General features: G+C 68.6%; 20 protein-coding genes and 2 pseudogenes. 8 read left to right on the top strand and 14 right to left on the bottom strand.

All coding sequences use genetic code 11. The annotated features are described in order from the left end of the window. Nucleotides 1-238, top strand: a 238-nt coding sequence (locus tag ACWDZ4_RS31360; protein ID WP_451511771.1) for a cellulose binding domain-containing protein, incomplete at its 5' end; no start/stop codon positions are given. A 675-nt stretch (nucleotides 239-913) separates the two neighbouring features. Here ACWDZ4_RS31360 and ACWDZ4_RS31355 read toward each other — a convergent pair. The 6 genes and pseudogenes from ACWDZ4_RS31355 to ACWDZ4_RS31330 form a co-directional block, all read right to left on the bottom strand. Next, nucleotides 914-1,252, bottom strand: coding sequence for a hypothetical protein (locus tag ACWDZ4_RS31355; RefSeq protein ID WP_451511770.1), 339 nt, complete (start codon nucleotides 1,250-1,252; stop codon nucleotides 914-916). 194 nt (nucleotides 1,253-1,446) lie between these two features. Further along, a complete protein-coding gene (locus ACWDZ4_RS31350; RefSeq protein WP_451511769.1) occupies nucleotides 1,447-2,130 on the bottom strand; it encodes a glyoxalase in 684 nt (227 codons plus the stop codon). Nucleotides 2,131-2,134: 4 nt separating this feature from the next. Further along, nucleotides 2,135-2,227: pseudogene (locus tag ACWDZ4_RS31345) on the bottom strand (AraC family transcriptional regulator); the annotation flags it as partial. A 340-nt stretch (nucleotides 2,228-2,567) separates the two neighbouring features. Then, nucleotides 2,568-4,790 carry a glycoside hydrolase family 6 protein gene (locus ACWDZ4_RS31340; RefSeq protein ID WP_451511768.1) on the bottom strand — a complete coding sequence of 741 codons (2,223 nt, stop codon included), beginning with the start codon at nucleotides 4,788-4,790 and terminating at the stop codon, nucleotides 2,568-2,570. A 44-nt stretch (nucleotides 4,791-4,834) separates the two neighbouring features. Beyond that, nucleotides 4,835-5,017 carry a cellulose binding domain-containing protein gene (locus ACWDZ4_RS31335; RefSeq protein WP_451511767.1) on the bottom strand — a complete coding sequence of 61 codons (183 nt, stop codon included), beginning with the start codon at nucleotides 5,015-5,017 and terminating at the stop codon, nucleotides 4,835-4,837. Between the two features lie 8 nt (nucleotides 5,018-5,025). After that, nucleotides 5,026-5,307 carry a hypothetical protein gene (locus ACWDZ4_RS31330; RefSeq protein WP_451511766.1) on the bottom strand — a complete coding sequence of 94 codons (282 nt, stop codon included), beginning with the start codon at nucleotides 5,305-5,307 and terminating at the stop codon, nucleotides 5,026-5,028. Nucleotides 5,308-6,906: 1,599 nt separating this feature from the next. Between ACWDZ4_RS31330 and ACWDZ4_RS31325 the strand changes: the two genes are divergently transcribed. Next, nucleotides 6,907-8,307 carry a cellulase family glycosylhydrolase gene (locus ACWDZ4_RS31325; protein WP_451511765.1) on the top strand — a complete coding sequence of 467 codons (1,401 nt, stop codon included), beginning with the start codon at nucleotides 6,907-6,909 and terminating at the stop codon, nucleotides 8,305-8,307. A 1,689-nt stretch (nucleotides 8,308-9,996) separates the two neighbouring features. Continuing rightward, complete coding sequence (locus ACWDZ4_RS31320; protein ID WP_451511764.1) at nucleotides 9,997-10,554, top strand: DoxX family protein; 558 nt, start codon at nucleotides 9,997-9,999, stop codon at nucleotides 10,552-10,554. A gap of 335 nt (nucleotides 10,555-10,889) precedes the next feature. On the opposite strand, the gene ACWDZ4_RS31315 is transcribed toward ACWDZ4_RS31320, so the two are convergent. The 4 genes and pseudogenes from ACWDZ4_RS31315 to ACWDZ4_RS31300 all read right to left on the bottom strand — a co-directional run bounded on the left by ACWDZ4_RS31315 (nucleotide 10,890) and on the right by ACWDZ4_RS31300 (nucleotide 16,889). Further along, on the bottom strand, nucleotides 10,890-12,455 hold the full coding sequence (locus ACWDZ4_RS31315) for a PQQ-dependent sugar dehydrogenase (protein WP_451511763.1): 1,566 nt from the start codon (nucleotides 12,453-12,455) through the stop codon (nucleotides 10,890-10,892). Nucleotides 12,456-12,813: 358 nt separating this feature from the next. Further along, a complete protein-coding gene (locus ACWDZ4_RS31310) occupies nucleotides 12,814-13,485 on the bottom strand; it encodes a lytic polysaccharide monooxygenase auxiliary activity family 9 protein (protein ID WP_451511762.1) in 672 nt (223 codons plus the stop codon). A gap of 136 nt (nucleotides 13,486-13,621) precedes the next feature. After that, nucleotides 13,622-14,746 (bottom strand): lytic polysaccharide monooxygenase, encoded by a 1,125-nt coding sequence (locus ACWDZ4_RS31305; protein WP_451511761.1) that lies wholly within the window; start codon nucleotides 14,744-14,746, stop codon nucleotides 13,622-13,624. Between the two features lie 1,334 nt (nucleotides 14,747-16,080). After that, nucleotides 16,081-16,889 (bottom strand): annotated as a pseudogene (locus ACWDZ4_RS31300) (transposase family protein). Between the two features lie 187 nt (nucleotides 16,890-17,076). Between ACWDZ4_RS31300 and ACWDZ4_RS31295 the strand changes: the two are divergent. After that, nucleotides 17,077-17,379, top strand: coding sequence for a DUF1330 domain-containing protein (locus ACWDZ4_RS31295; RefSeq protein WP_451511760.1), 303 nt, complete (start codon nucleotides 17,077-17,079; stop codon nucleotides 17,377-17,379). Between the two features lie 265 nt (nucleotides 17,380-17,644). Beyond that, complete coding sequence (locus ACWDZ4_RS31290; RefSeq protein ID WP_451511759.1) at nucleotides 17,645-17,869, top strand: hypothetical protein; 225 nt, start codon at nucleotides 17,645-17,647, stop codon at nucleotides 17,867-17,869. A 311-nt stretch (nucleotides 17,870-18,180) separates the two neighbouring features. Here ACWDZ4_RS31290 and ACWDZ4_RS31285 read toward each other — a convergent pair whose 3' ends face one another. Then, nucleotides 18,181-18,933 carry an NAD-dependent epimerase/dehydratase family protein gene (locus tag ACWDZ4_RS31285; RefSeq protein WP_451511758.1) on the bottom strand — a complete coding sequence of 251 codons (753 nt, stop codon included), beginning with the start codon at nucleotides 18,931-18,933 and terminating at the stop codon, nucleotides 18,181-18,183. Between the two features lie 214 nt (nucleotides 18,934-19,147). On the opposite strand from ACWDZ4_RS31285, the gene ACWDZ4_RS31280 reads away from it, so the two are divergent. Next, nucleotides 19,148-19,963 carry an IS5 family transposase gene (locus ACWDZ4_RS31280; protein WP_451511757.1) on the top strand — a complete coding sequence of 272 codons (816 nt, stop codon included), beginning with the start codon at nucleotides 19,148-19,150 and terminating at the stop codon, nucleotides 19,961-19,963. Nucleotides 19,964-20,010: 47 nt separating this feature from the next. Here ACWDZ4_RS31280 and ACWDZ4_RS31275 read toward each other — a convergent pair whose 3' ends face one another. Together ACWDZ4_RS31275 and ACWDZ4_RS31270 are read right to left on the bottom strand one after the other, a co-directional pair. Next, complete coding sequence (locus tag ACWDZ4_RS31275; protein ID WP_451511756.1) at nucleotides 20,011-20,751, bottom strand: class I SAM-dependent DNA methyltransferase; 741 nt, start codon at nucleotides 20,749-20,751, stop codon at nucleotides 20,011-20,013. Nucleotides 20,752-21,109: 358 nt separating this feature from the next. After that, a complete protein-coding gene (locus ACWDZ4_RS31270; RefSeq protein WP_451511774.1) occupies nucleotides 21,110-21,199 on the bottom strand; it encodes a cellulase N-terminal Ig-like domain-containing protein in 90 nt (29 codons plus the stop codon). Between the two features lie 1,050 nt (nucleotides 21,200-22,249). On the opposite strand from ACWDZ4_RS31270, the gene ACWDZ4_RS31265 reads away from it, so the two are divergent. Further along, nucleotides 22,250-23,614, top strand: a complete 1,365-nt coding sequence (locus tag ACWDZ4_RS31265) for an ABC transporter ATP-binding protein (RefSeq protein ID WP_451511755.1) — start codon at nucleotides 22,250-22,252, stop codon at nucleotides 23,612-23,614. A gap of 246 nt (nucleotides 23,615-23,860) precedes the next feature. Here the strand turns inward: ACWDZ4_RS31265 and ACWDZ4_RS31260 are convergent, their stop codons facing one another. Then, the gene (locus tag ACWDZ4_RS31260) at nucleotides 23,861-24,691 is read right to left on the bottom strand and encodes a glycoside hydrolase domain-containing protein (RefSeq protein WP_451511754.1); all 831 of its coding nucleotides are present in this window, start codon (nucleotides 24,689-24,691) and stop codon (nucleotides 23,861-23,863) included. Between the two features lie 210 nt (nucleotides 24,692-24,901). Between ACWDZ4_RS31260 and ACWDZ4_RS31255 the strand changes: the two genes are divergently transcribed. Continuing rightward, nucleotides 24,902-25,153, top strand: a complete 252-nt coding sequence (locus ACWDZ4_RS31255; protein ID WP_451511753.1) for a hypothetical protein — start codon at nucleotides 24,902-24,904, stop codon at nucleotides 25,151-25,153. Nucleotides 25,154-25,160: the final 7 nt, after the last annotated feature.

The raw sequence follows: 25,160 nt of genomic DNA, 5'->3' as shown, positions 1-25,160 counted from the left end.
ACAGACCCTCACCAACGCCTGGAACGCCACCGTCAGCCCGTCCTCCGGGACGGTGACCGCGACGAACACCGCCTCCAACGCACTGATCACGCCGGGCGGCAGCCAGCCCTTCGGCTTCCAGGGCACCTACACGGGGACCTTCACCAAGCCGACGCAGTTCACCCTCAACGGAACCGCGTGCACCGTGGCTCAGTACGGGTCTGTCAGGCGAACGGATCTGGCTCACTTTCGGTGGTGACGCAGCGTACCGGTAGGCCGCTGATACGGCGTGCGTGGCGTCAGGGAGCTTGTGAACGTGGTGTTCTCGAGGCTGTCCCCGCTGGTCGTCGAGAGTGTGGTTGATGAGGGCGAGCTGATTCTGGTGCGGGCACGGACACCGCAGGTTCCGGTGCCGTGCCCGAGCCACAGGGCGCCGTCCGGTCCTGTGCACGGTTGACGGTTGACGGCTGCGGACGGTGGCCGATGTGTCCGCGGACGGGCGACGAGCGTTTCAGCTCCGTTCGCTCGTACGGGTGCCCGTTCTGAAGCGGTACCCAGGTCGTACGCAAACTCCAGAGCGGGGTTCCGGCGTCCTGGCGATGGTTGCCGGTCTCCCTGTACGCCCGCCCTGTTCGATACCTGGCAGCGCAGCTTCCGCCTCACCCGACACCACGTTCCGGCCGCCCCGCTGCCGGAGCGCTACGCACAGCGGCACGGCCGGACGGGGAGCCCCGTCCGGAAGTCCGGGGAGTGAGCAGGGGCGGGTACAAGGGGCGTAGATCCACCGCGGTCCGCCCCGGTGCGGCGCGGTGGTCGGGCCACCCCCCCGGGTGTGACACCGGCTCCGCCCAATGGCCGCGCCCCGCTCGGCGTCCGGCGATCCTGGCGGGCTCCGGTGTGCGCTGCGACGGTCGTGGAAGCGGTGCCGCACCGCTCAGCGTTCGCCCGCGTCGTGCCTCAGGAGGGCGATCTGCGCGCGGTTGTCGAGGCCGAACTTCGTCAGGATGCTCGAGACGTGGGTCTTGACCGTCGGTACGTCGGTGGAGAGTTCGGCAGCCGCCTCCACGTCGGCCAGGCCCCGGCCGACCGTGAGGGCGACCTCGTGCTTCCATGCGCCGAGGACCGCGAGCCGTTCCCGGGCGACGCGGCGGCGCTCGTCCGTGTCCGACTCTGCGGTGACCGTCGTGATCAGCTGACGGATCGCGGACGGGGACAGCACCGGGTCTCCCGCGGCCCCCTTCCGCCCGGCCTCGCCCCTCGCGCGCGGGAGCATGTCCTTGAGCGGGAACGCAGTAGCCGGGCGGCGGCGAGACCGTCCGGCCCGGCGACCGCCCCTACCCCACCGGCAAGAACTTCCACGCCACGCGGTCGTGCCGGAGTTCTCGGCGGACGGCTTCGTGGACTGCGTGGCAGGTTTCCTCCCGTACAGGGATGAGGCGGGTCGGGGCGGGAGTGTGGGGCCGTGAGTCAGGACAGTGCAGGCGCCGTGGACGGTGCGGGGGCGAATGGCCCGGTGGCCTCCCAGGTGAATCCGTCCGGGTCGGTGAAGGGGCCGGCGGCGCTGCCGAGGGCGATGCGGTGCGAGCCGGTGCCGTCGGCGGGGATACCGAGGTCCTCGGCCAGGCCGCGGCGCTTGTACAGCGCCAGCTTGACGGGGCCGGCCTCGCCGGAGGTGAACTCGGCGTACTTGCTGCCGAAGCTTCTGGCCACGGTCAGGCCCCGGCCGACGTAGAACTGCTTGCTGGCCTTCACGTCCTCGACGCCGAGCAGGAGGACGATCTCGTCGATCTCGCGGGTGGCCGGGCCGGTGTCCTTCTTCGCCGAGGTCGCGACCTTCCAGACCGTCCCGTCCGGGGCCTGTACGACACCGCCGTAGCCCCACAGCGACCTCGCGGCGGGCTTCAGCACTGTGGCGCCGGCGTCCACGGCGGCGTCGACGAAGCTGTCGACAGTGGCCGGCCGGGACACCGTGAGCGCCAGGGCGAAACCGCGGAATCCGGTGGAGTGTGCCTCGGACGCCCGCAGGCGTATGTGCGTCTCCACTCCGAAGGCGGTGTAGAAGCGGTGGGCAGCCACGGGGTCGGCCACCCCGAGGATGACGGATGCGATCGACGTGTCGGATGCGGTGGAAGTGGTGATTGCCATGGCCATCACGCTAGGGGTGTTCGGCGGCCGGGGCTTCTCGTTTCCTGACCGGTCTTGTCACCTGCTTCGCCACACACGCCGGCATCCCCTCCACCGCGATCGCAGAGCCCGCGTCGTGGGCCGCACCCACAGGGGCTGTGACCCCGAGGAACGCGGCAAAGGGGCAACGATTCGATCTTGAATCTCTCGCGGACTGCTGAGGCCGGCCGGCCGATGAGGAGTCGACCGGGTGAGCCCCCGGGCCCGCCCGCGGGGTGGGGGCGCCGGTGCCCACCCTCATCTCCTCGTGGGCGCCCCGGCTCACTCGGGACGATGGCGGGGGTGGCGACGTTCCCCCGAGATCACCTGGTCTGAGGATGAGGAGAACCCGGTGATGCTCACACCCCCGCCCGTCCGGGCACATGTCCACCGGACGGGCGGGGAGCTTGTGCGGGCGGCGGGGACTACGCGGGCGGCGTGCCCCAGGCCAATGTGGCACCGAGGTAGGCGGGAACCGCCGGGGCGTCGGCGTAGGAGGTTCCAGCGGAGCGGCTGTAGTCGCCGACCTCGTTGAACGCCGACCAGTCGGACTTGTTCATCCTGAGCTGGATGTCGCCGGTGTCCTTGCCGGCAGCGAGGGAACCGCCGCTGAAGCCGACCTCCAGGTAGGCGTCGGCACCCGCGACCGGGGTGCTCAGCGGGACGACCTTCAGCTTGAGCTGCGAGCATCCGAGGGCTGCGTGATCACACACGGCGTTGACCGTGGACGAACCGCCGTCCCGCGTGAAGTAGTAGCGGGCCGTGGTCTTGGTCAGGTCGAGTGAACCGCTGCCGGTGTTGAGGATCTGCAAGCCGGGACGGATGCCGTTGTCCGTGGCGGAGGAGTCGTTGTTCCTGTACCGGACCTTCACGCCCCCTGTCGGGTCGGGGTTCCCCCCGCCCGCTTCCGTGGTGACGCTCAACGCGGCCGAGGCCGGGGACGTGTTGCCCGCGGCGTCCCGGGCCCGGACGGTGTAGCTGTAGGCCGTGCTCGGGCTCAGCCCGGTGTCCGTGTACACGGTGCCCGACAGCGCCGAGGCAGTGACCTTGGTGCCGTTGCGGTAGACGTCGTAACCGCTCACGCCCACGTTGTCGGTGGCCGCCGTCCAGGCCAGCGAGACGCTGCTCGCGGTCTTCGCCGTGGCCTTCAGGCCGGTCGGCGCGGTCGGCGCGGTGGTGTCACCCGGGTCGCCGGGGTCGGTGCCGCCGGTGGGCACGGCCGGGTGGGCGTTCTTCACCAGCATGGCGAACTGGTCGTGGAACCAGTGCCCGGCCAGTGGTGCGTTGGGCAGCGCGCCGGTCTTGCTGTTACCGGCGGTGGGCGCGGTGTAGGCCGGGTCGCACATCGGGTCCTGGCGCTTGCCCTCGTCGTTCGGGATGTCCTCGCTGGCCCCGTCGGACTCACCCGGCGGCTTGATCCACAGGAAGGCGTCCAGGTGCGCGTCCGGGTAGCCGGACGGCGCACCCTGCGGAGGCTGCCCGAGACCCGCGCCACTGAGGTTGCACCACAGACCGCGGTGCGCACGCCGGTCGGCCTTGGACTCGGCGACGTAGGTGTCAAGGGTGGTGCTGGTGCTTTCGGCAGTCGGCCGTCCGGAGCCTCCCCAGCCGTTGCGGGAGGTGTCGATCACCATGCCGGTGGAGGCGGGCCAGCCGGCGGCGACCAGGGTCCTGTGCAGGTTCTTGGTGAAGTCCGACTCGTCGAAGTTCGGGTTCCACTCGTAGAACTTGCCCGACTTGACCATGTTCCCGCCGACCGTCTTGTCGGGGTTGGTCAGGAACGGCTCCTCCAGCGGCGTGTAGTTGGAGACGTTGGTGATCAGCCCGTCGACGCTGTTCAACCCGGCCGCGGTGCCCTTGGCGACGTCGGTGTACAGCTGCGCGGTCTGGGTGATGTTCGTGTCCCAGCCGAGCCAGCCGGAGTGGGCGAAGTCCATGTAGGTGTAGACGTTGGGGATGGCGTGCAGCTTGTCGAGGGCGTACTGGACGGCCTTGACATAGAGGCCGCTGCTCTTCGCCTGGGCACACTCGGGGTCGGCGGTGTTGGTCACCAGGTTGGGCAGACCGTCCGGCTCGATGACCGTGGTGATGCGGATGTCCTGGTACTTGGGGTTGCTGAAGACGCTCGAGATGGCGTCGATGTAGTCACTCTTGTAGCGGTCCAGGCCGGCCTGGGTGAGCGGCAGTTCGCCGTTGGAGGCCAGGGCGGCGCAGTCCCGGCCGGGCAGGTCGTACACGACGAACGTCGCTGTGATCGGCTGTCCGGGCTTCTTCTGGGCCAACGCGAGGTCGAGGTGGTCGGCCAGGCTCTTGCGGCCGGCGTTGGCGGCGCCGCCGTGGATCGCCGCGATCCGGTCCAGCCAGACGGCGGTGGGGTAGCCCTTCACCTTCTCCATCTTGGCCTTGAGGGCGGTGTCGGAGGTCTTGGCGATGGATCCGTCGACGCTGGTCGCGTAGTCCGGGTTGACGTAGAAGCTCGCGCCGGCGAACGGATTGCCGACGTGTGCTTCCGCGGCGGCCGCGGGCTGTCCCGTGGCCTGGCCTGCCAGCCCGAGCAGCGCGGTGGCCAGCGCGGTGGCCAGTAGCGCTGATCCTCTTCGACGCACGCGCCGCAGGCGCATGCCGGCAAGGCTGGTCCGATCGGTCATCGTTTCTCCTCGTGGGTACGGTGCGGGTGGTACCGGTCGTACGGTCAGGAGCCGGCGCACTGCGGGGGCGGCGTGCCCGCGGTGCCGTTCGCGGTGAAGCCGAACGATGCGGTGCCGCCTGGTGCCAGTGCGCCGTTGCGGGTGGTGTTGCGGACGGTGGTCCGGCCCGGTGTCACATGGAGCGAGCCGCTCCAGAGGTTGGTGACGGTCGCCCCTCCAGGTCCCATTCGGCCGATCAGCCGGTCGGGGAGGCGGTCCCGGTGTTCTTCACGGTGATCTCCGCCTGGTAGCCGCCTGACCAGGAGGGGGCCACCCGGAACTGGGTGCTGCACGCCTTGGGCGCAGGGGGCGTGGGGGTCGGTGTGGGCTCCGGTTCCGGCGTCGTGCCGTAGGACAGGCCGTAGCCGTACGGAAAGAGTGGGGTTCTGCCGTCGCCGTCGTTGATGGGCTGCTGGGAGGCGCTGTCCATCCAGGTCACCGGCAGCTTGCCGGTCGGAAGGCAGTCTCCGAACAGCACGTCCGACACCCCGTTGCCCTCGGTGGGTCGGACTGCGGGATGAGCGCGTCCTTCTCGATCTGTGTCATCTGGCCGATCTTGTCGTCCGGTGTCATTCGGGACAGCAGGTCGGTGACGCGGTCCGACACCGCCGGGGACGGGTCCTGGTAGGGCAGAGCGGCGGCGGCCGAAGGCCCGGGGGCGGGGCGGCGGCCAGCCCGGCCAGGGACAGCGCCACGGCACACAGCGCGGCGACGACCGCCGGGCGGCGGGGGAGACGGCGAGCGGCTCATGCGGAAAAGCCTTCCGGGACGGGTCCTTCGAGGGCTGGGTCCGGGGCCCGCTCTGTCGGCGTGGGATCGGGAGAGCGGGCCCCGGAGCAGGGAGGCACGGCGGTGTCAGTGACCCGCCGGCCGAATTGCGCGACGGTGCGGTCGGTGCCGTACAAGGCTCGGGGCGGCGGTCCGGCGAGGGCGCGGTGGTATCGCCCGCAACCCGAACGGCCGGTCGCCGCCGGACGTGATCTGAGCGTGTGGGGACGGTCCGCTCGCTGTGACCGCCCCCGAAGACGGGGTCACGAACGTTTCGTCGGCGTCGATGGGTTGATGACCGGAGGCGGGGTGAGGGCGAGTTTTCAGTGGCCGACGGCTGCCGAGGCGATGCTGCTCGCAGTGACGTCGGTCCTGAAACCGCCCGGTCGGACGTTCGAGCGGTGTGACACCTCGTCCGCAACCGGGTTGCCGGAGTCACCTGTGCCGGGAACATGAGTGCCGGCGGTTCGCGAGAAGGTGTTGACCGACGGCTCCCGCCGCTCTGCCGGGACACAAACCTCTCTGATGCTACGTCAGGTAACTGTTTTTCGAAGGTTTTCCGTGGAGGGACGGTGCTTCAGCCGGTGACTGCCGTCGCGGCGACGGAGAGCAACACGTCGTCGCCGCAATACCGATGCGGCGAGGTAGCACATGCATCGAGACCCTTTCGTCGGAGTGGAAGGGACGAACCGGTGGGAGTGCTCTCGCCGTCCTCGCGGATGGGAGCGCTCCCAGTTGCCGATTCGAGTGGGACTGTAGGAGGCTCCCATGTTCCTGACAAGAGGCTGCGCGCCGAACTGTCGAAGAAGTTTCGAAGGAGCAGGTCAAAAGCGCGGCGCAGAAACCCGGTTCTCGTACGGAAGCGCTCCTGGACGCTCAGCTCGCAGGCGGCGACGGCGTGTTCCGCGACCCGCCGACTCCGTTCCGTGCCCAGTGCCGTAAAGCGTCCCCACCGGCTTTGCCTCGTGGTCCCGCACATGACGGCGGAACATGTCGTGGTCGTCACTTCGGACGGTCGGCGGGGTGCGGACACCACTGCACCTGCTGGGGGGCACCCTCCGCCGGTGGGGCGGGGCCGCGCGGGTGCGTCCCTGTCGACCCGCGCTTCCGGTTCGAGCGCCGGACTGTGGAGGTCGGCACCCGGAACTCGTTTCATGCCATCAATCGCTCGTGTTGTCAGATCCCTGTACGCGTTCCGGCACGCGGTGTACCGTCTCGGCCCGACGGGATCCCGCAGTCTCTTATGGGAGCGCTCCCATCGGCAACTCAGCCTCATATGCCCCACTCTGCCCGCATCAGGAGGAACACCGTGAGACGTCTTATGGCTTTACTGGTCACGGGCGTGATGGCGCTCGGGCTCATGTCCCTGTTCAGTCCGGTGGCGACCGCCGCGACCGGCTGCCGTGTCGACTACACGGTCACCAACCAGTGGCAGGGCGGTTTCCAAGCCGGGGTGAAGGTCACCAACCTGGGTGATCCCCTCTCCGGGTGGACGTTGAAGTTCACGATGCCGGACGCGGGCCAGAAGGTCGTCCAGGGCTGGAGCGGCACATGGTCGCAGTCCGGCTCCACGGTCACCGCCGTCAGTGCCGACTGGAACCGCACGCTGGCCACCGGCGCGACGGCCGACATGGGCTTCACGGGTTCCACCACGGGTGCCAACCCGAAGCCCACGGCGTTCACTCTCAACGGCGTCGCCTGCACGGGCTCCACCGGCGAACCCACGCCCACACCTACGCCTACGCCCACGCCGCCCGGTCCGGGCGACAGCGGCACTCCCGTCGGCGTCAACGGACAGCTCCACGTCTGCGGCGTGAACCTGTGCAACCAGTACAACCGACCCATTCAGCTGCGGGGCATGAGCACGCACGGCCTCCAGTGGTTCGACAAGTGCTACAACACCGCTTCCGTGGACGCGCTGGCGAAGGACTGGAAGTCGGATCTGCTGCGCATCGCCATGTACGTGCAGGAGGGCGGGTACGAGACCGATCCGGCCAAATTCACCAACCGGGTGAACAGCCTCGTCGACATGGCCGAGGCGCGCGGCATGTACGCGATGATCGATTTCCACACGCTGACACCGGGCGACCCGAACTTCAACCTCGAACGGGCGAAGACGTTCTTCGCGTCCGTCGCCGCCCGCAACGCCGGCAAGAAGAACGTGATCTACGAGATCGCCAATGAGCCCAACGGCGTGAGCTGGACGGCCATCAAGAACTACGCGGACCAGGTCATCCCGGTCATCCGGGCGGCCGACCCGGACGCCGTGATCATCGTCGGCACCCGCGGCTGGTCCTCGCTGGGAGTCTCCGACGGCTCCAACGAGAGCGAGATCGTCAACAACCCCGTCAAGGCCACCAACATCATGTACGCGTTCCACTTCTACGCCGCGAGCCACAAGGACAACTACCGCGCCACGCTCAGTCGCGCTGCCTCACAACTGCCGCTGTTCGTCACCGAGTTCGGAACGGTGAGCGCCACCGGTGGGGGAGCCATGGACCGGGCCAGCACCACGGCCTGGCTGGACCTGCTCGACCAGCTGAAGATCGGCTACGCGAACTGGACCTACTCCGACGCCTCCGAGAGCAGCGCGGCGTTCAAGCCGGGCACCTGCAACGGCAGCGACTACAGCACCAGCGGTGTGCTGACCGAGTCCGGGGCGCTGCTCAAGAGCCGGATCAGCACCTCGGACAGCTTCCCGACCAGCTGACCGCCTCCGCGGTCGACGGGGCTCCGGCTCAGCCGGAGCCCCGTCGACCGCCGACCGTGTCCACGGCCGGTCTCTTCGCGCACGGGCCACCCGGCAGCCGTGAAGCCTCGAACGCCATCGGCGGCAGCGCGACGGCGGCAACTGTCAGTGAGTTGGCGGCGTGGGCATCGCGGTGATCCGGGCGCCGCGGAGATCTGCGACTTGTGCCGCCGGTCGGGACGACGCGCCACCTCATGCCACTGAAGGGCGATCGGGGATGGCAGCGTGCAGACGGAGATCCTTCGTGCGTTCCGGTTCGCACTTGACCCCACCTCTGCTCAGGAGCAGCGGCTGTAGCGGTGGTGTGGGAACGCGCCTGGCGTTCGACTACGCGCTGACGGCCAGGCAGCGCGCCCACCACTCCTGGCGGGAGCAGGTGAACACGCTCGTGGAGCAGGGCCTGCCCGGGGCGCAGACGCGGAAACCGGTCCGCGCGCCTGTGCCTGGCAAGCCGGCGGTGTACCGGGCGTTCGTCGCGGAGCGCGGTCAATCCGCACGGGTGTTGCGGGGACGTGTCCGTGGTGGCACGAGGGGAACACCTACGTGTTCCAGTCGGCGTTCCTGAACGCGGACACGGCGTGGAACAACTGGCTGCAGCTCTTCTCCCGAGCCCGGGCCGGCCGTCGGGTGTTATCCGCGGTTCAAGAAACGCGGGCGGTCCCGGGACAGTTTCCGTCTTCACCACGACGTGAAGAAACCCGGGGTCCGCCTCACCACTTACCTGTGCCTGTGCCTGTGCCTGTGCCTGTGCCTGTGCCTGTCCGCGTCCGGGGAGGACCCGGTTGCACGAGTCGGCCAAGCGCCTCCAGCGCCGGCTCTGCGCGGCGAAGCCGTGGTGCGGCCGGTGACCGTCTCCCGCCGTGGGCGTCGCTGGTATGCCTCCGTCCTGCGCAGGACAACACTCACGCCTCACGCTCGACGGCCGGTCGTTCACCTGCGACACCTGCCGCCTCGGCGGCGAACAGCACCCAGTGGTCGCATTCCCCGCCCTGTCCGTCGCCCTCGGCAGGGGGGACGTCAAACGCCCGTGGAGTCCCCATCGGACCTCCGGTCCCGCGGGGCCGGAAGCAGGAGACGGCGAAGCGGGAAGACACCGGGCCGTCCTGGCAGGTACGTCCACCACAGGACGACGGCGGCATCCTGCGCCGGACCGGAAGGGCCGGATGGCTGCCCAGACACCGCACCATCCTCGCGGACCCGACCACCGCCGACAGCGGACGGGAGGGAGGGACCGATTCCCTTTTCGCCCTTCCGGGCCCCCGGGGTCGTTCGTCTTCCGTTCGGCATACAAGGAAATCATGTCGCATCACGACGTGAAAACAGATAGACGCGCCAGGCGAAAATTGCCTACGTCGCAAGGAATGTGATATCGACCCAGAACTTTACCCAGGGCGACGAAGCCTGTATTTTTTCATGTGCCACCACGTGAATGTGCTGACTCCACTCCTCTTGGCTCGGACCGCGTCAGCATTCCTATGCTGCCCCTGGCTGATGTCCTGTGCCCACAGCATGATTTCGCGTCCGTTGATATCCGCACCGCAGAGGGCATGAGGCGCAGACCGAATGCCTGACACCACGAGGGCGGATGCCCGACTCACGACGGCGGGCCCCAGGGCTCAGGAGTGAGGCCACCTCGACGGGAGATGTCCTATGACCAGTTCCGCTGGGCAACAACCGCCTTCTTCCCACCCCGACGCTGACATCGGGCCGCCGGACCCGGCTGCTCCGCCCGTCGGCCGCCGCGGAGCGCGGGCCGCACTGGACGTCATGCGGGATGGCTACCGTCCGCACAGTACGACGGTCCTCAGAGTCTCTGTGGGGTTGGTATTCGTCTGGTTCGGCGTGATGAAATTCTTTCCTGGGACCAGCCCGGCCGAAAGTGTCGCCATCAGAACCATGGACGTTCTGACGTTCGACCTTTTGTCGACGAAGGTTTCTTACCTGATGCTGGCGTTCCTGGAGACCGCGATCGGCGCCGGATTGGTCACCGGGGTGTTTCTGCGGCTGGCGCTGACGGCGTTCTTCGCCCATATGGCCGGTGTATTTTCGGCCCTGTTCATCCTGCCCGCCGAAATGTGGAACGGCGCCGTACCCGCCCCCACGCTCGAGGGGCAGTACATCATCAAGAACGTGGTGCTGGTCGCAGCGTGCCTCGCCGTGGCCGTCGATGAGCGAAGGACGCGACGGCACCGCTCCCCGCGGGACTGAGCATGTCCGGGACCGCATGCCGGCGCCGGCGGTGGTGACGGGCTCGCGTGTCGCCGGTGCCCGAGCCCCTCACCGGCAGTCCGTCGATGCCTCGGGGGCCGGTGCGGCCGGCCCCCGGGGTTGCGGCAAAGGGCGAGGTCGTGCCGGCCCCGAAGGCCGAAGGCTCGGCGCGGCCACGAAGCGGCACCGGAAGCGGCAGCGTGTACGGTCGGCTTCCCGCAGTCAGGTCGGGAGGCCGCGAGGCCGGGCGCGCCCTGGAAAGGACGGCCCGGCCGACGGGGACGTTCCGGACCGTCGTCCAGCGCTTCCGGCTCACCGATGGGCGTGCCGACGGCTCAGCGGCCGATGGCGCAGGCGTCTCCGTTGAGTGTGAACCGCGGCGGTGGCGACGAGTCGCCGGTGTGGCCGGCGAGGTAGCCGAGGGTGATGTTCGAGCCCGGGGTGATCGTGGCGTTGTGCGCGGCGTTGGTCGCCGAGATCGTGTTGCTTCCCTGGGTCAGGTCGGTGTTCCAGTCGGAGACGACGGTCTGTCCGAGGGCCAGCGGGAACTCGAGCGTCCAGCCGTTCACGGGGGTGCTGCCGGTGTTGGTGAGGGTGAGGTCGACTGTCGTGCCGGTTCCCCAGGTCTTCACGGTGCGGTCCACCCTGCAGGTGGGTTCCTCTCGCGCGAACGACACGCGGTGCAGGCCGCCGGGCAGGTCGTTGACCACGTAGAACTCCCCGTCGGCGGTCGTGCCGATCGATGTGACCTGGGTGGGCATCTCCCCGATCTCGGCCTGCTCGTAGCCGCCCCTGCCGTCGGGGCGCAGCGCCCAGACTGTGGACGAGCAGTAGTCGGTGGCGATGTACGTGCCGCCGACCAGGTTCGCGTACTTCTGTCCCCGGTAGACGTGGCCGCCGATGACCGAGCAGCCGCCGGTGTAGGGGGAGTAGGTGAAGACCGGCTTGGTGTATCTCTCGCCGGGCTCGCAGTGGCCGCCGTCGAACTTCTCCAGACCCTCGTAGCAGGACCAGCCGAGGTTCAGCCCGCCTTGTCCGGGGGCGAGGTGGTCTATCTCCTCCCACCGGCCCTGGCCGACGTCGCCGATCCACATCGAGCCGTCGGCGCGGTCGAAGGAGAACCGCCACGGGTTGCGCAGTCCGTACAGCCAGATCTCCTCGCGGGCGCCGGGGGTGTCCACGAAGGGGTTGTCGCCGGGGACGCAGTAAGCGAGCGGGCCGCAGGTGCGGCTCACGTCGATGCGCAGGATCTTGCCCAGCAGGGTGTCCAGCCGCTGTCCGGCGCGCAGGGGATCCGCGGAGCCGCCACCGTCGCCGATGCTCCAGTACAGGTTGCCGTCGGGGCCGAACGCGAGCTGGCCGCCGTTGTGATTGCTGTGTTCGGCGTGCTCCTGGGAGAGCAGGACCTCCAGGCGGGACTCGTCGAGCCGGTAGCGGGCGAGAGTGACCGCGCCCTCGGGCAGTGCCGTGTAGGCCAGGTACAGGTCCTGGCTGTCGGCGAAGTCGGGTGGGAGGGCGATGCCGAGCAGGCCGCGCTCGTTGCCCGATTCGTCCACGGCCGAGGTGATGTCGATGAGCGGGGTCCGGGCCAGACCGGTGTCCGGGTGGTAGACGCGGACGGTGCCGGGCTTCTCGGTGATGAACAGCCGGCCCGTGCCGTCGTCGGGGGCGACGAGGGCGGTGGGCCGTCTCAGTCCGGAGGCGACCTGGGTGGTGGTCGCACTGAGCGACGGCAGGGGCACCGGCGGGGTGTCCTGCGCCGCCCCCGTCCGGAGCGGCACAGCATCCGCTGCCGTGGGGGCGGTCGCCGCGAAGGACGGGGCCGCGGCGACGGGCAACAGAGTGAGGGCGGTCAGCAGAAGGGTCAGCAGAAGGGACCCGGTCGAGAGGCATCGTGACATGTCGGCTCCGGAAACGTGGACGCTTGCACGGCGGTGGCACTTGCACGGGTGCGCGGACGGCGCCTCTGCGGACAGCGAGCGCGAGGGGGCTTCGTCCCGTCGGCTCCGGGGCCGACGGCCGGCCCGGCCTGTATGCGCCGCAGACGACGCGGTGCCTCGCCCGGCAGGCTGGGTCCGTGTTCTGGCGCCCCGCTTCGCGGGCAGGCCGTCGGCGTCACCCGACGGCCTGCCCGCTGGCCGGAACTGGCGGCTCCGCCGTGACGGGGCGTGTCTGTGCGGGACAGCGGAACGTGCCGGACCGCCCGCCGGACGGTGGAAGCGGTGCCCGCTCGGCGGGACGGTCCGATGACCGGTGAGGTCAGCGGAAGTTCACGTCACTGCAGAGGAAATACGCCTGGTCCATGTGCGAGGCCTGCCAGATCGTGTAGACGACGTGGCGACCGCTGTAGCCGGACGTACTCACGGGGATCGAGTAGTTCTGGCTGGGCGCGTACTTGCCGGTGCGGGCCACCAGCTGGAGATCGCTCCAGCGCAGCGGCTGGGTGGCGGGGTCGAAGCCCTGCCGGGTGACGTAGACCAGGAAGTAGTCCGCGCCGTGGCTGGCCTGGTCGTACAGCTTGATGTTGAAGTTGGCGCCGATATCCGTGGTCTTCCACGGACCCACGGCATCCATCGAGTTGTAGCGACCGCCCTCGGTCCGGCCGCCGCTGCACAGCTGCCCGTCCGGGACGGCTGCCTGGAAGTTGCCGCCGGAGCCGTTGCGGTACAGACCGTTCCAGTTCCACATGGCGTTGGGGTTGGCCTGCCACGCCTGCCAGCACATGGGGTCCTGCTGCGCCATGGCCGGGTTCTGGAAGTCGCTGCCCCAGCGCTGCCAGCAGCCGTAGCTGCGCGACGCCGGATCGACGACCGATCCATGGGCCACAGCGGTGCCGCTCCAAGGGATGAGGCTGAGCAGCACCGTGACGAGTGTGCTGAGGACGAGCGTCAGACGACGCCGCGTCTTGTGGGCACGTATGTGACGATCCATGAGCTCCTTCTTTCCGTGGGGGAATGTCGCCTTGTGCGGGGGAGGGGGGACGACGGCTGGGAGGTGCGACGCGCATTCGCCGAATGCGCGTCGCACCACAGCGCGGAGGTGAAGGCCGGCGTCGTCGTTGCCGGTGTTACGGATTGACGCAGGTGACCGAGCCGACCGGCAGGTTGTTCCCGGTCGAGGTAGCGGTGAAGCCGAACGTCACGGTGCCGTCCGGCGGGATGGTGCGATTGTGGTCCACGTTCTTGACCGTGACCGTGCCGTCGGAACCGGTGCTGAGGGCACCGTTCCAGGCTTGGTTGATCTTGGTTCCGGCGCCCGGCTGCCAGCGCACGGCCCATCCCTCACGTGCGGATGTGTTGTGGTTCATCACCTCGACGGAACCCTGGAAGCCGCCGTTCCAGTAGTTGGTCACCTTGTAGAGGGCCATGCACCCGGTGTGCGGACCGGTCGGGGTGGGCGTCGGCGTGGGGGTGGACGTCGGGGTCGGGGTCGGCGTGGGGGTGGACGTCGGGGTCGGGGTCGGGGTGCTCCCCGAGCCGCGGATGCCGGTCACCTCGCCGTTGCCGCCGTCGAAGGCGATGTCGGAGCAGGAGAAGAAGTTCTCCTGGCTGTCCGAGCGCACCCACTGGATGAACATCATCGCGTCGCCGGAGCGGCCCGAGGGCAGCTTCAGGTCCCAGCGGTAGTGACCGGACTCGCTGCCCACCGAGCCGGACTGCGGCGGGTTGGTGACGGTCTGGATGAGCTCCAGGTCACCCCAGCCCAGCGGCTTCGTGGGCGAGTAGCCGGGCTTGGAGATGTACACCCGGAAGTCGCCGGGGTGCGCCGCCCAGTTGCTGTGTTTGATCCCGATCGTCGCCCCGGAGGTGAGGTGCGTCCGGGGCCAGTCGGCGCGGGCGGCGTTGTAGCCGGTGAAGTTGTACGGGGAGCGGTCGCCGGCGCTGCACAGCTTGCCGTCCGGGACGTAACCCGGGCCGCGTCCGCCCGCGTTGGAGTCGAGCACGGCGAACCAGTTGTACAGCGCGGTCGAGCCGCTCTCCGCGAGCGCGGCCTTGCACGCAGGGTTCGTCGGGTCGAGCCCGCCAGTGCTGGTCTTGGCGTCCAGATAGCAGAGGTAGGTCCGCGAACCGGGCGTCATCGTCACACCGTGCGCCTGCGCGCTGTTCTGGCCGAGCAGGACCAGACCTACCCCGCTGAGCAGGGTGGCCAGCACCGCCAGTAAGGACAGTGATCGTCTCTTGCTTCGAGCCATGATGTCTCCTCTGATGGGTGGGGCTGTGTCTTTCTCCTCGGCAGTCGCCGGGCCGGCCGGGCGGGCGGAGTGCTCCACGTCAGGTCGCTGCTCACGCAGACGGGGATCCTTGAGGCATCGGCACACGAGGCGACGGTGTCGCCGCCGCAGACGTCATGGCCCGTGACGTCCGCCTTCTCGGTGGCCGCGGTCAAGGCCGGCGAAACGCTGGACGTGGTCTTCGCGGTGGTCCTCGGTCCGGTCGGCGCGGCCGGTGCGGTGGTGCCGTTCGGGTCGGGATCGCCACGGCCGTCGATCGGCACGGCCGGGTGGGGCTTGCGTATGATCATGGAGAACTGGTCGTGGAACCAGTGCCCGACGAGCGGCGCGTCCGGCATCGCTCCAGTCGGATTGTTGCCCGCCTCCGGCGCTGTGCAGTTCGAGGGGCGCCTCGGGTTCGCACGCTTGCCCTCGTCGTTCGGGATATCCGTGGTGAGCAGCGTGCCGGATGGGGTGCGGACGTTGCAGAGAGGGTGCCGTGACGATCGCATGCGAGGGCCTCTCTCCGAGGGAATCGGAGCCGACAGGGGATGCTGCGCGGGTTCGGGAGCGCTCCCATCCCCCATTAATGGGAGCGCTCCCACTCATCGGATACGACTGCGACTGTAGGAGTCCGGTGATACCTCTGACAACCCCGTGAACACCAATCTGTCGAATAAAATTCGGAAGTGCAGGTCAGCGGAGAAGGGCCGGCTTGTCCGAGCAACAGGCAAGCCGCGCAAGTGAAGTTTCCCGTGGTCTCGGACACTCGATCTCCATGCCGCGAGGGCGTGCTGGTGGCGCTGCCCGGTCTCGGCCGGTGTGAGGTAGCCGAAGACCTTGGGCTTGCGCAGACGGCGCCGGTTGTAGAACGTTTTGATGAAGGCGAAAACCTCAGCGCGGGCGGTGGCCCGGCCGGGTGCGGGTGCCGGTCTCTTCCTTGGGCAGGGCCCAGAAGCTCTCCGCGGCGGCGTTGTCGAAGCATGATCCGGTGCGGACGACCGGCACGATCGGGTCGTCTTTCCGTCCTTACCTCCACCAGCGGGGGACCGCAGACTGCTGCTGCTGCTGCTGCCGCTGCCGCTGCCCGTGCTCACCGTGCCTGCCGGGATCACGATCGGCGTCGGTGACCTCGGCATGCCCAAGTCCCTCGCCGAGCGTACCTACACGGACATCCGCTACTGGAACGACCTGCCCGCAGGCGGCCACTTCGTAGGCAACGAGGAGCCCGGGCTCGTCGCGGCCGACATCCGCGAATTCTTCCGCCCGCTGAGGGGTCTGACAGAACAGTCGTATGGAGGGTTTCCCAGCGGCGATCACTTCCCGGTTCCGTTGAGGACGAGGGCGCCGCGGGCGATATCGCCGATCCGACAGGGGCTCAGAGTGACCCGTTCGAGGCCGCGCCGGCGTTCCTTCAGTCCAGCGGCGGTACGCTCGCAGGGGCCCGTACTCCTCGCAGCAGCACGTTGTGGGTCTGGGCGCCGGGGTGAAGACGATGGCGGGAGCTGCCGCGCGACTTCTTGAAGGGGCGGTGCACGCCGATACCGGCACCCTGGTATCCGCAGTCGGTGAGAGTGGGCGGTCCGTCAGCGGCAGCCTTGTACAGCGCGGGCAGCACGTGGATACGTACGGCGGTGATGTCATTCAAGGAGCCCGGCTCGGCGTCGCTCACCCACAGAGGGGTGCCGTCCGGCGCGGACAGGAACTGCGCGTCCCCCCGAACGCCTTGTGCTTGCCGGAATACCACGTGCCCACCTCCCTGCCTTCGCCGTTCAGGTGGACGCCGGCGACGCGGTCCGTGGCGATGAGCGTCCTGTCCAGGACCCCGTGGCTCAATCCCTGGGCCAGGCACTCCTTCAGCACTTGGTGCAGGCCGGGGGCCTGGCTCGCAAGGGCATCGATGCCCTCATGGAGGTACCGGTAACCGGTAACCGGTGGCCTGTGAGATGCCCGTGTCGCGGGCCAGACAGTGCACACAACCCTGCTCGCGGAACCAGCACAGCACCAACACCGCCTGCCGGAACGGTCTCAGCGCCCGGGAGCCCTTCGGAGTACCGAGCCGACGCCGATGTACGGCCGGCAGCCGGGCGAGGAACTCGACCACATGGCGCGGGACGTCGAGCATGGCAACATGGTGACCAACATGAAGCCTCTGGTTCAGCGGACGATTTCGCGAGAGAGACCTGTCCTGCCAGAGGTTTCACACCTGTCTCGCACCGAGCCGCGCCGTCCACTCCACCCCGGTCGAGCGGTCTACCCGCCTTCGCATGGATCAATTCACTGAGAAAACCTCATTGTCAAAGGGATGAACTATGGCTGCGTTTCTGATCTTGAACTATGACGTCGTCGATACCGACCGGCTGGCGGCCTATCGAGTTGCCGCGACTCCTGTGCTACTTGGACCGGACGCAGGCGAACTGATGGTCAGCACAGACGACACTGTCCACTTGGCTGAGGCTCCTGAGGGTGGAACTTATACAGTCATGCTGAGGTTTCGCGACGTGGAGCACGCGTATGCGGTGTACGGCTCGGATGCTTACCGGGACCTCCTCAACGCCCGCCTAGCCGCAACGGAACCCAAGGCAGCTTTCATCGTTCCGGAATTCACCGCTTAAGAGGGGGCGTGGGTGGGCGCTGGGGCTGTAAACGTTCGGGTCTTCCAAGATTTTCGCAGGCGTTGATCGTTCCGCCGGTCCCGTGACGCGGTGTGGTCTGCCCTGCCAGGCCGGTGGTGTGTGTTGTCGAGTTGGAGGGCCTGTTGCCGCAGCCGGCCGCGGTGCGGGTCGAGCAAGTGGAGGCCGGCGGGGATGTGCTGCGCAGTACGGCGTTGAGCAGGGATGATGCGCCTCGGGAGTGCCCAGGGTGCGGGCAGGTGCCCCCATGGGAGCATTCCCGGTACGTCCGGCACGTCGCGAGGCCGCGGCGGCGGTCCTGCGCACGGCCCGGGAGCTGCTGCGCCAGTCGTACTACTGCTACGGGTTCTCCACCGTGGCGGTCATGCACTCCCTGATCGCGGTGGAGATCGTGCTGCGCGACCGCATCCCGGGCGCGGGCAAGAAGCCGCTGCACGGACTCATCAAGCAGGGTGCTGCCAATGGATCCTGACGATCCAACAGGCGGAGTACCTCAACGACGGCCGCAAGATCCGCGACGGCATGGTGCACGGCCACACCATGCACGCGGTGATGCCGCCGGCCATGGCGGCGGGGATGGTGACCGCCTCGTTCGCGATCGTCACCGACTTCTGTGCCACTGTCCTCCGACACTGAAGCTGGATCGTTTGCCACTGAAGTCGGACCGCTGTGACCTGGCGGTTTCCACTGACGTCGAGGCACGGGGCGGCAGGCACCAGAGCCTTGCCGCCGTTCTTCAGCGGAACATGCTGCCGGCACGCGTTCCGGCGATGGATACGAGCATCAGGGTCGAAGGTGCTTGAGGGTGAATTCGGGCAGGGAGTAGGGGCCGGCCTGGGGCACGGTCGGGTCGGCAGGGGAGTCCGCCGCGGGAATGGCCGCGGCATGGAGCTCGGCGTTGTCGACGGGGGTGTAGGCCAGTTCCGCCGGGTCGGGGAGTTCCCAGAAACGGCGGGTGTTGTCGGAGACCGCGTACGCGGTGGCGAAGCGGATGGAGGGCGGTGCGGTCAGGGCGGCCCGGATGTAGCCGACGGCGTCGCGCGGGCTCAGCCAGGTCGCCAGGTGCCGGGGCTCGGTGGGCAGACGCTCGAAGCTGCCGATGCGCAGACAGACGACAGACAGACCGAACTTGTCGGCGTACAGCCGCCCGAGCGCCTCGACGGCGGCTTTGCTCACCCCGTAGAGGCCGTCGGGACGTACCGGCTCCTGGGGACCGGTGAGGTGCGAGGCGGGGTAGAAGCCGGTCACACGGTTGCTGCTGGCCAGCACCACCCGCTTGATTCCTGTGCGCCGCGCAGCCTCCAGAACATGGTGCGTGCCAAGCACATTGGCTTCGAGCAGATCGGGGAGGGGCGCCTCGTCGGGCACGCCGCCCAGGTGCAGCACCCGGTCGGCTCCCGCAAGGGCCGACTCCACAGCAGCGGCGTCCCGCAGATCCACGGTGTGTACGTCCTCGTTCTCGGCCTCTCGGCGGAGCGGCACGCGGTCGAGCAGGATCAACCGTGCCGCCGCGCCTCGCAGCGCCTCCCGCACCACGGAGCCGATGGTGCCCGCCGCCCCGTTATCGCCACCGCTCCCAGACTCACTGCGCCTCCCCTGGTTTCGGCAACCCGCGTATCTTCGCGCCTGTTGTGCCAACTCAGCAAGGCGGTGGGGAACTGGTAGAGCTCCGGGGAGCTCTTGGAACTCCTGACGAAATGACCTTCTAGGTGGCTGGATCACTCCGCAACTGATGATCCGGGGGTGTGGGGTGGCTCGGCCGAAGCGGTGGGAAGCCGACGGCAAGCTGCGGGCGGTGATCGAGCCGCTGCTGCCGAAGGGGGAGCGTCGACCCCGGCATCCCGGGCGCAAGCGGCATCCGGACCGGCTGGTGTTCCGGGGCGTGCTGTTCGTCCTGCACACCGGGATCGCCTGGGAACATCTGCCGCAGGAACTCGGCTTCGGCTCGGGCATGACCTGCTGGCGCCGCCTGGCCGGGTGGACCGAGGCCGGAGTCCGGCCCCGGCTGCACGAGGTCCTCCTGGCCGAGCTTCGCAGCGCGAACGCCCTGGAATCCTCCCGGGCGGCCGTCGACGGCTCCCACATACGGGCATCAAAAGGAGGATCCAAGACGGGACGAAGCCCTGTTGACCGGGGCAGGACGGGCAGCAAGCATCACCTGATCACCGATGCCACCGGTATTCCGCTCGCCGCCACCTTGACCGGCGACAACCGCAACGACGTCACCCAGCTGATCCCACTGCTGGAGGCGATCCCGCCGGTACGGGGCAAGCGCGGCCGGCCCCGGCGCCGCCCGGACGTGGTGCTGGGCGACCGCGGCTACGAACACGGCCAAGTACCGCCGCCTCGTCCGGGATCTCGGCGTGAAGCCGCTGATCGCCCGCCGGGGCACCGGGCACGGCTCCGGCCTGGGTACCCAGCCCTGGGTTGTGGAACGCGCCTTCGCGCTCACCTGTACTGGTTCCGCCGCCTGGGTATCCGCCGGGAGATACGTGACGACATCCACGAAGCGTTCCTCACCCCCGGATGCGCACTGATCTGCTGGCGACGCCTGAACTCCCGATAGGAGTTCCAGGGCAGGCACGGCCTACATCGACAGCCCGGTGGCCGACCTCAGGTGGGCTTGCGCCACACGGAGATGTGCTTCGCGGAGTCCTGGGTGAACGGCGCCCCGTCCCAGTCCGCGACGCGACGTTCCAGCTCGAGACCAGCGATCCGTGCCATCAGGTCGAGCTCTGCCGGCCAGGCATACCGGTGCCGGGAGTTGCCGCGACGGTAGCGGCCGTCGTCGCCGTCGCGGGTGAAGTGGTGCGAGACGAGAATCTGCTCGACCAGGTCGAAGGTGTCGAAGCCGAGATGCTGCTCAGAGACGTCGAACGGCACCGCGACCTGGCCGGGCGGCAGGAACCGCAGCGGCGGCACGCCCAGCTCGAGGACGAATCGGCCACCGGGCTCCAGATGACGTGCGGCGTTGCGGAAGCACTCGACCTGCTCGTCCTGCGTGAGCAGGTTCGTGATGGTGTTGTAGACGAGATAGACCAGGGCGAACTCGCCGGGGACGACGGTGGTGGCCATGTCCCCGATGGCCACCGGGAGCGTGCCCTCGTCGATCTTGCGCCGCAGCACCGCTGCCATGTGCTCGGACAGTTCGATGCCCACCACCGGCACGCCGCGTTCCCGGAGCGGGACGCCCACTCGTCCGGTCCCGATGGCGAACTCCAGTGCCCGGCCATCTCCGGCGAGTTCGGCGAGGAAGGCGAGAGTCGGTTCCAGAACGGCAGCCGAGGACGTTTCGGTCTCCTCGGCGTCGTAGCGGTCGGCGGTCTCACGGGTCCACAGTTCACTGCTCGTCACGGGCGGCCACTTTGCCGGGTGCCGAGGGTCGCTGTCGACGCATTTACCCTCCACCGGCTCCGATCACACAGTTCGGGGCGAGCCGGTACGGACCGTCCAGGGCACCCTCCGGCTCGGGGCAGTGGTGCGGTCGCTCTCCTCGGCGCAACGTACACCGCCCGCAGCTCGTCGTCGGCTTCGCACAGCTTCGGCCGCGCTGCCCCACATCCCCGGATCATCAGTTGCGGAGTGGTGCAACCAACTTGAAGACCATTCCGGTAGGAGTTCCAAGGCGACGGCTCATCGAGCAAGGTTCACGGGCGGAACCGTTTGTACGGCGCTGTCATGTGGGTCGGCCGGGTGATGATCTTCGGGTTGGTCAGGCTGCCGCGACGGTGTAGCCCTGTCCGGCGGTGGTGAATGCGCCGAAGTCGAAGGTGTGGACGTTCTGCCGTGAGGCGGTGTCGATGCCCGCCGGGATGGTCGTGCCACTGGCCCACCGGGTCCCGTCGACGGCGCTGAGCGTCCTGGGAAGTGGTGTTCGGTTGCCTCGGTGACGTACGTGCCGTTCTTCGGGCCGTGGGTCAGGTGGCCGACCTGGTTGACGCGGACAGGGGAACCGGTGTCCGGTTCATGCGGGGGCGGTGCGGTGCCGCCGCGCAGCGAAACCTCGTCGGTGCAGAAGGCGAACGCCTTGTCACTGCAGCCAAGTTGGAAGGCGAGCTGAGCGGCGTCGTGGTCGGCCGCCGCCGTGCGGGTATGGCTGACGCGCTCGGAGCTCTCTCCGACCTGCTGCGTCGTGGAGAGCTCCGTGGTCCAGGGGCCGGCCCCCAGCTGCACGTTGGTACGGATGGTGAGTGGCACCGTCGAGGTCGCCGTGTACCTGAGCGTGTACCCCTCACCGGCGGCGAGAGGAGCGCGTTCTGCCCGATGACGGCGTCCCACGGGTCCGCTGTGCCTGCCGGGACATCCGCGCACAGGCGCCCGTCCACGACCGCAGCGGGACTGTTGTCGGACCACCACCAGGGGGCGGTGCCTTCGGAGAAGTCGCCGTTGGCAATGAGTTCGGGCGCTTCGTCGGCCGGTTCGACGGCGGGGGCGGATGAGGCGGCGGGTGAGGTGACCACCGTGCCGGCCGGCAGGCCGGTGACAGTGGCCAGGCCGACGGCTCCCGGCGGATACAGCGCCGAGTCGTACGGGAATGGGGAGGCTGGTGATGCGACACGCCGGGTCCTCCAGCGGCGAGTAGGGAGGTGCGCGGGGCCTGAGACAGGGGGAGTTGCGCGTGCGATGGGAGTAGCTTTGGGAGCGCTCCCAATATCCGAGGTTGCAGATACCGCGTCAAGACGACGGGCGAGGACTGTCGTCTTCACCTACAGCCACGCGACGGATCGTGTGCTCGACGTCATGAGTGTTTCGGTCCAGGCCATTCCCGACCCATCAGTAACAGGCTACGTTGCGTGCCCAGTTGTCACTTCTGGCCGCAGCCATCGAGCTGATTTGCCCTGGGCGGAACCTCATGTCTGGCTCAATCTCCCTGCACAGCGTTTCCAAGACGTACGACCGGGCCGTTCGCGCCGTCGACCGCGTCTCCCTCGACATCGCTCCCGGTGAGTTCCTCGTGCTGCTCGGCCCTTCCGGGTGCGGCAAATCAACTGTCCTTCGCATGATCGCCGGACTTGAGGAGATCACCGCAGGCGATCTGTACCTCGACGGCGAGTACGCCAATCACCTGCCGCCGGGACAGCGCGGCATGGCCATGGTCTTCCAGAACTTCGCCCTTTATCCGAACATGACCAGCCGCGACAACATCGGCTTCCCCCTGCGTTTCGAGGCCCCCGGAGAGGACTCCGGGCCACGCGTCGAGGCCACCGCCCGGATGCTCGGCATCGAGGACCTCCTCGACCGCTACCCCGGGCAGCTCTCCGGCGGTGAACGGCAGCGCGTCGCCATGGGACGGGCCGTCTCCCGGCGGCCCTCCGTCTTCCTGATGGACGAGCCGCTGTCCAATCTCGACGCCGAACTGCGCAGCCGTCTGCGCTCCGAGATCGCGCATCTCACCCGCGAAATGGGCGTAACAACCGTGTACGTCACGCACGATCAGTCCGAGGCGATGTCACTCGGCGACCGGGTCGCGGTCATGCGCGGCGGAGTGCTCCAGCAGCTCGGCCCGCCCCGGGACGCCTACGGACTGCCGGAGAACATCTTCGTCGCCGCGTTCATCGGAACCCCGCGCATCAACCTGCTCCAGGCCGTCGTGCACGCGCCGCTGGAGGGCGCGATGTCGATCGCTCTCGGCGCGCAGCGGCTGCGCCTTCCCGAGCCCCTCACCCCCGACCACCAGTTGCTCCGCATCCAGCAGGGCAGACGGATCGTCGTCGGGCTGCGCTCGGAGGCCGTACGGATCGCCACGCCAAGTGAGGCCCGCCCCGGTGAGGTCGCGATCAGCGGTCTGGTCGAGCACGTGGAGTACCAGGGGCACGAGGCACTCGTGCACCTCAACACCGGCTCACAGCCCGCCGTCGTACCGGATCTGGAGTCGTCGCGGCCGCAACCTGCCGTACGCCGCCGCCGGGGCGCTCCGGCGCCGGGCCTGCTGTCCCGGCTGAGGGAGCGGGCTGCACAGCAAGTCGCGGGACCGGTCGTGGTGATCGACGAGCCGGACCCCGCGCCGCCGCCCGGAGGCATCGCGCACGACTCGGAACGCCCCATGCTCGGGGCGAGCGACCTGGTCGTCCGCACCGGTCCGGACATGCGGCTGCGGAGCGGCACGCAGGTTCCGCTCCTCGTCGACCTCGCGCATCTGTACGTCTTCGATCACTACGGCCGCAGGATCTGCCCGGCACCGGCCGACCTGCCCGGCCTCGACGTCTCACCTCTCTGAGGACGCCGTGATACCGCTGCCCCACCCGCGTGGGGCAGCGGTGGAGCGTCCTCGGTCAGGCGCAGACCTCCCCGTTCAGTGTGAAGCCCGTGGACGCACCGGCTCTGGACGAGGAGCTGCCGATCCGTAGGGTCTTCACAGCGTCCACGCCGGCCGCACTCGCCCCCTTGACCAGGTTCGCTACCTGGCACATGTCCCCTTGACAGCCCCCGTTTCAGCCTCCGATCAGGCCGTCGTGCCGACCGGTCAGCCGATGATGGCGACCGGGGCGTCCCAGGCGTTGCGGTCGACGGTGATGGTGTGACCGCCGCGGGTCTCCTTGCTGTTGGCCTTGTACTGGTGGCCGCGGCTGTGGTCGGTGTACAGCTTCGGGTTCCACGGCCAGTCCTTGGTGGTGGTCTCCTGGCCGTTCCACAGGGCGTACCAGAGGTTGCCTGGCAGGTCCGTGCGGTCCTTGGCGGTGGCGATCGCCTTGGCGCTGGAGCTGCTGAAGCCGTAGAGGCCGGCGCGGTAGGTCTTGGCGCGCAGGGTCTTGGTGAAAGACCGCACGTAGGTAAGGGTGGCGTCGTTGCACGCCTTGTCGGCGATGTCGTACGACTCCATGTTGAGGTAGATGGGGCTGCCGGCCTTCATGCCGAGCGCCGAGGCCTTGACGATCGCGTCGTTGGCGTTGCTCACTCCGACCGAGGCCGCGGTGGCCGCGGTGAACCTCTCCTTGTTCCTGCTCTTCTGGCAGGGCGGCTGGGCGCCGACATACAGGGGGATGACCCGCCAGCCGAGCGTGTGGACCGACTTCACCCAGGACTTGGTCAGGTTGGGCTGGGCGCAGCCGCGGTTCTTGCCGCCGACGTAGACCGCGACGCCGCCGTAGTAGGCGTTCCTCTTCCATGCCTTCATCGCGGTGAGCGAGGGCGCCGTGCAGGCGTCGAACGCCCGGCCCGTGTAGGTCTTCTGCGCCGGCCACGCCGGGGCGGCCACCGAGGTCTGCGCCGCGACCCCGGCACCGGCCACGACGACGACACCCGTCGCCGCCAAGGCGATGTAACGGTTCTTCCTGGACAACCGGTGTTTCGGCATTCCCCACCCCATACGACATATCAAATCGAGCTCCGGTACTCCGGAGCGGGACCGCAACCAATCCCGGCCCAGTCTCGCAGGTCGCACCAGCGGCCGTTCCACCAGCCGGCGCCCGGTGCTGTCGCGATCAAACCTGTTCGTGTGCGGCAGATACCACGTGACAGGGCCGCGAAGGGGGAGTTGCCGCAAGCGCCGGGGATCTTTCAGGGGGTGACGCCCGATCAGTTGTGGAAGCTGACCCGCCCGGACAACCGGCACGACAAGCTCACGCGGGACAACCTCCCGGATCTTAAGGACCCCTGTCTGGTGAGGATCGAATCGGTTCAGGACGACCAGCGACAGGTGTGGGTACTCACCGCCCGAGGGCACCGCGAGGCGAAGAAGCTGCTGGAACCGAAGAACGTACGGGTCTCGGTGCTGCGCAAGGAGAAGTACGACCCGGTCACCGGGAACTGCTCGTAGGTGACTG

This window comes from Streptomyces sp. NPDC003016, assembly GCF_053591455.1.
The sequence above is the reverse complement of the archived record's forward strand: the minus strand, read 5'-3'. Positions and strand labels throughout refer to the sequence as shown.